Genomic DNA, 5,729 nt, shown 5'->3' with positions numbered 1-5,729 from the left:
CTGGCAAGCGTTTACTCATTTTCGCATTCAGCATGAAACTGAACGCCTTTATCCACACCGAAACCTACTCGGTGCAGTCGATTGGCCCCTGTTTGCTTGAGTTAGAGCGCGAGACCGGTTACGCCCCAAGATATTCTGCAGTGAGATCGCCTTAATCTTCTGGGTGCTTTTTTCCATGGGTTAGGGTGGGTAGTCTTCCACAGTTGTTATCTGGTTGAGCTAACATTTTTTGGATTGATTGGATTAATTGTTTAAGCTTGAGTGGTTTGCTCAGATACAGGTCAGCACCAGCTTCCAGACAACGCGCTTGATCCTCTTTCATGGCCAGTGCCGTCAGCGCAATGATGGGGATGTGGGCTAGATCAGGTGACTGACGAATATGCTGGATAGCGGTCAATCCATCCATGCCAGGCATGTGAATGTCCATGAGAATCACATTTGGCAGTTCAATCTGAGCTAGATTAATGGCAGTTTGACCATTTTTGGCTACTTGAATGCGATAGCCTTTAGCTTGCAGATAACTGGATAGGGTGATGATATTAGCCTCGTTATCTTCTGCCAGCAAGATCAGCGGGGCTGCGGGAGACTGTTCGATTTCAGGCGTTGTTGGATTAGCTGCCAAGGTGACTTTGGTTAGCGGCTTACTAAAGTTAGAACTCAGAGCAGAGCTGGGGGCAGAGGATAGGTAAGGTAACTCAATGATAAAGCAACTGCCGTCTCCAATCTTGCTGTTGACGGTAACCTGTCCCCCATGGATTTCAACAATTCGTTTTACTAACACTAAGCCCAGCCCCGTGCCTTCGTATTGCCGATTGAGGGCACTATCAATCTGGACAAAGGGCTGAAACAGGTTTTTTAGAGCATCTGGGGCGATCCCAATGCCGGTATCCATTACGGAAAAGCGCAGGGAGGGTTGGCTGTGGGGCTGATCGGGGGGTAACGAAATCACTTTGAGGGTAATATTTCCTTTGTCTGGGGTAAATTTTACGGCATTGGTCAGTAGATTGATCAAGACCTGACGAATACGCCGTTCATCGACCTGAATATTGGGTAAGTCCGCAGGTAGTTGTAGGTAAAGCTGGATGTGTTTCTTCAGCGCCTGTTGTCTGATAAAAGCCAAACTAGTCTGGCAGAGGTGTTCTATGGCCACAGAAGAATACTCTAGATCAATCTGACCTGACTCAATCTTTGCCAGATCGAGAATTTCATTGATCAGTTCCAACAGATGAGACCCACCCCGTTCAATGGTCTGTAGGGCTTTGCATTGTGCCTCATTAATCTGACCAACAATCTTTTCTTGTAGTATTTCGGTCATGCCCAGAATCGCGTTCAGTGGCGTACGCAGTTCGTGACTCATATTGGACAAGAAGGTACTTTTGGCCAGACTGGCGGCTTCAGCTTGGTCTTTGGCCAGTGTCAACTCACGCGCCCCGGCTTCAGCTTGGTCTTTGGCCAGTTGTAACTCATGGGTCCGTTCTGCCACTTCCGCTTCGAGCTGGCGATTATAACTTGCGATCGCATTACCCCGCCAACGATACCCCCCCATAATTATCCCAGCTCCCGATACCACCATCAAAAGACGAAACCAATAGGTCTGCCACCAGGGTGCCGTAATCACAATTTGTAGTGTCGCCCCATCTTCATTCCAGTAGTTATCGCTGTTACTACCTTTGACCCGAAAAATATACTTACCAGGGTTAAGGTTGGTATAGGTAACAGAACGGCGACTGCTATCGACCCAAGTCCACTCTTTATCAAAACCTTCCAACTTATAAGCATATCGATTGCGTTCCGGAAACAAGTAACTCAACGCCGCAAAAGCAATGCTAAATACCGATTGGTCATAGCTTAGGGTGACCTGATCCATAAAGCTGATGTCCTGGGTTAATGGAGACCCCTCCTTGCCAACAGGAACTGATTGGTTGAAAAGTTGAAAATCAGTTAACACCACTGGTGGAGAAAAAAGATTATCGGTTAATTTCTCTGGATAAAACGCATTAAACCCTGCCATTCCACCAAAAAACAGCTCACCTGTCGAATTCTTATAATAAGAATTTGAAGCAAATTCATTACCTTGTAAGCCATCGGTTACATCGTAATTTCTAAACGTGAGCGTCTCAGAGTCATATTTAGAGAGTCCTCGAGTCGTGCTTACCCATAGATTGCCTTGATTGTCTGCCAAGATGCCGCGAACAGAAGCACTGGGCAGACCGTCTTTTTCTCGATAAGTCGTAAATGTGCCCGTTGCCTGATCAAGCCAACTTAACCCTGCAGAGGTCCCAATCCATAACCTGCCAGCAGAATCTTCGTGAATAGCATAGACAGTATTGCTCGCCAGGCTGTTCTGAAGGTCATTGGGATCATGCTGATAGCGAGTAAATTGTTCAGTCCGGGGATCAAATCGAGTCACCCCCTTGTGCCAGCTGCCAAGCCACATTACACCTGACGGACTGATATGAATAACACGAACATTGTCATCCACAAGACTGTTGGCATCATTTGGGTCATGACGGTACGCTTGAAACGTCTCTGTGGTAGGGTCAAAACGATTGAGCCCCCCAGATCGAGTCCCCACCCAAATAATACCGTCAGCATCGACTCGAATAGACAGAACCGCATGATCCGGATCGCTCAAACTGTTAGCCTCATCCGGCTCATGCCGATAGACCGTAAATCGTTCACTGGCGCGATCGAAACGATTAAGTCCGGTGCCGCCAACACCTCCCAACCAGAGATTTCCCAAAGGATCCGCATCAATGGCTAAAAAATCTTGCCCCTCTCCCAGGCTATGGGGGTTAGTCGGCTCGTGTAAGTAATGGGTAAATTGTCCTGTCTGGCGATCAAATTTTTCCAGCCCTATGTTAGTGAGCAGCCATAGTACACCGTCAGTCGTCTCATGAATAGCCTGAACAGCAGGGTGGTTCAGACCATTTGGATTAGCAGGATTATGCTTATAGTGGGGAAACTTGGTCGGAGCCGGATTGAATATATTTACCCCACAACACCAGCTCCCCACCCAGATCACGCCGGATCGATCTTGATATGTGGTGATCTTATCGCTATCACTGATGCTTGATGGATCCAATGGGTTATTAACCATATGAGTCCATTGCCCCTGATTGGGTTCACGTCTGGCAAAGCCCTGCCTACCGTTTACCCACATAGTTCCTGCTTGATCCACCAGAATGCCTCTGAGTTCGGGATTAAGGACGTCGGGCATTGCATAGGACTGGCGGCTAAAGTGTTCTGTTTCTGGATCCAAAGTATAAAGTCCAGATTTGGCAGTGAACCAGATGAGACCTGAATCATCTTCATAAAAGTTCTGATTATTGCCCCAGTCAGCATTCAGCGCCTGACCCGTTTTGGGATCGATCGGAAAACGGGTAAACTGCCCCGTCTCTAGATCAAAGCGGTTAAGACCCCCATGAAAAGTAGCCACCCACAACCGCCCCGCCCGATCCTCATGAATACCAACGACTTTATTGCCACTGAGGCTGGTGGAATTATCCGGATTATGTTGGTAACGGGTCACATCCCCCGTTTGCGGATCAAAGCAGTTGAGCCCTCCCCCCCAGGTACCTACCCACAACCGCCCCGCCCGATCCTGATAAACACTGACGATATCGTCACTACTTAAACTATTCGCATGATCAGGATTGTGCCGATACCGAGTAAACACCTTTTTAGTGGGGTCAAAGCGGTTGAGTCCCCCTCCGAGGGTCCCAACCCATAAAAAGCCCTCCTGATCGATATTGAGCGTACTGACCAGATTGTGGCTTAAACTGTTTGGGTCATCCACGTCATTTTTATAGATCACCGTGCTGCCACCGTCGTAGCGAGTCAGCCCATCCCAGTGGCCAAACCACATAAAGCCCTGATTATCTTGCACAATGGCCCGCACTCGGTTACCAGCTAAGCCATCCTCTTGAGTCAGGCGGTTAAACTTAAGGTCCTCAGGTCTTTGGGCATAGGAGGGTGAAACCGGACTCAACACAAACCCAAGGGTAACAATTAAGACGGCAATTTTTCTCACCATACGGGGGGGCGCAAAAATATTTAGATAGCACTTACCCATACCAACTCTTGCCAAATACTCCTCTAATATAATAACTGTAATAACTGAACAGATCAGTCACAAGTAGGCCAAAATGAGAAATCTTCAATTGACCAAAAATCGGCAATAATGACGATGATCGTAACGCCGTCTAAAGGACAAACCCTAGCAAACATCTCTACTTGGGTGGCCCGACTGACCTGTGTCCTAATACATTTCATGAGCCGATTTTCATGAGAGAGTTCTCATTTGAGAGTACTCTCATTTAGACTTCATTGCCTTCTTAATAGCACCTGCCATATTACTAGGTATATCGCTCGGTGCAGCTACTAAAGTCAACAGGCTTGATACCCTAAAATAATTCAGGGTATCAAAGAAATCAGGGAAAAACGAACGTGCATCTAGATTCAACTCCATGGTCGGAGATGGGCCATTGCCCCATTTTTCTTTCTTCTGAATAGCGGACAATTCTCATGAATAATGCACTTTTATCGCCATGTACCTTGCCTAAAGCAAGACTACAACCAGCATCAATCACGCTTGTGGTGGTTGCAAACGAGCACTTTAGCTATGCCCAGAAATCCTTAGAAAGTATTTACAAGCACACCAAAATACCATTTGAGCTGGTGTATGTTGATGCCGGTTCTCCTAAATATGTTCAAAACTACCTAATTCGAGAGGCAACCCAAAAAGGCTTTACCCTGCTGCGGACCAATCATTTCCTCTCTCCTAACCAAGCTCGTAATATCGGCCTAAGTCGAGTAACTACAGACTATGTTGTATTCATAAACAATGATATTCATGTCTCTCCTGGCTGGCTAGGGAGCCTTTGGCAATGCGCCAAGGAAACCGATGCCACTATTGTTTGCCCCCTTACTTGTGTTGGCAAACCCCTACATGATCGGGTCTATATGGCAGGGGGGGAAGCCAGAGTTTTTACAGCTAAACAAAATGGCCAAACACATCGACGTCTTTATGAAAAACACTTTCTTGCCAATCGCAAGGTTTCCATTATAAAACACCAACTCTACAGACGCACCTGCGAATTTGCAGAATTGAGTTGCCTGTTAGTTAGACGAGATATCTTTGAACAAGTTGGGTACTTAGATGAAAAGCTACTGAGTTCCCAGCAAGACATGGATTTTTGCCTGAGTGTTGCCCAAGTCGGAGGACGCATGTTCTGTGAGCCAACGTCAGTTGTGACCCATAGTTCTGAGGCATCTTACCACTGGTCAGACATGGCCTACGCCATGTTGCGTTGGAGTGATGCCTGGGAAGTTGAAAGTCTCATGCATTTCCAACAGAAATGGGAATTAGACATGGACCAGTATTTTATCCAACGTTACAAGCAACTAGGCCATCGTCGACAACAACTCTTAAATCGTTTATCACATCAACTAACAGGAGATCGTCAGGTGCCTTGGCTAGAAAAATGTTTCCTTGGCCTAGACCATCGGCTTAATCAGGTGATCTCAGATCACTATACACGGCGCTCTAGTAACACATTAAGGCAAGTAATCCCTATTACTGAACCCCTTCAACTAAATAGTAAGCATTCAGGGGGTCTGAGTTGTGAGAGTTTCAATCAGCAGAGTACCTGCTAGAGTAAGCGGATGAAAGACAAGGCTCTCCCATCGATTCCCGAGGTCAGTAAAGCGGATTGGGAAAAGACACC

General features: G+C 46.9%; 3 protein-coding genes. 2 read left to right on the top strand and 1 reads right to left on the bottom strand.

Going from position 1 to position 5,729, the window contains the following annotated elements; all coding sequences use genetic code 11:
- The first annotated feature begins 32 nt into the window (after positions 1-32).
- Positions 33-155 (top strand): hypothetical protein, encoded by a 123-nt coding sequence (locus tag VB741_RS14545; protein ID WP_323365907.1) that lies wholly within the window; start codon positions 33-35, stop codon positions 153-155.
- Here VB741_RS14545 and VB741_RS14540 read toward each other — a convergent pair.
- A complete protein-coding gene (locus VB741_RS14540) occupies positions 152-4,075 on the bottom strand; it encodes a two-component regulator propeller domain-containing protein (protein WP_323365906.1) in 3,924 nt (1,307 codons plus the stop codon). The genes VB741_RS14545 and VB741_RS14540 overlap by 4 nt on opposite strands.
- Before the next feature lie 452 nt (positions 4,076-4,527).
- Here VB741_RS14540 and VB741_RS14535 point away from each other — a divergent pair, with 452 nt between their 5' ends.
- Positions 4,528-5,658 (top strand): glycosyltransferase family 2 protein, encoded by a 1,131-nt coding sequence (locus tag VB741_RS14535; protein WP_323365905.1) that lies wholly within the window; start codon positions 4,528-4,530, stop codon positions 5,656-5,658.
- The last annotated feature ends 71 nt before the right edge of the window (positions 5,659-5,729 follow it).

The organism is Leptothoe sp. PORK10 BA2, assembly GCF_034932105.1.
In the GTDB taxonomy this organism is placed as follows: domain Bacteria; phylum Cyanobacteriota; class Cyanobacteriia; order Phormidesmidales; family Phormidesmidaceae; genus Leptothoe.
The sequence above is the reverse complement of the archived record's forward strand: the minus strand, read 5'-3'. Positions and strand labels throughout refer to the sequence as shown.

What these genes read in the sequence shown, in the direction of transcription:
- VB741_RS14545 (WP_323365907.1), top strand. Translation starts at nt 33, where the DNA reads ATGAAACTGAACGCCTTTATCCACACCGAAACCTACTCGGTGCAGTCG.
- VB741_RS14540 (WP_323365906.1), bottom strand. Translation starts at nt 4,075, where the DNA reads ATGGGTAAGTGCTATCTAAATATTTTTGCGCCCCCCCGTATGGTGAGA.
- VB741_RS14535 (WP_323365905.1), top strand. Translation starts at nt 4,528, where the DNA reads ATGAATAATGCACTTTTATCGCCATGTACCTTGCCTAAAGCAAGACTA.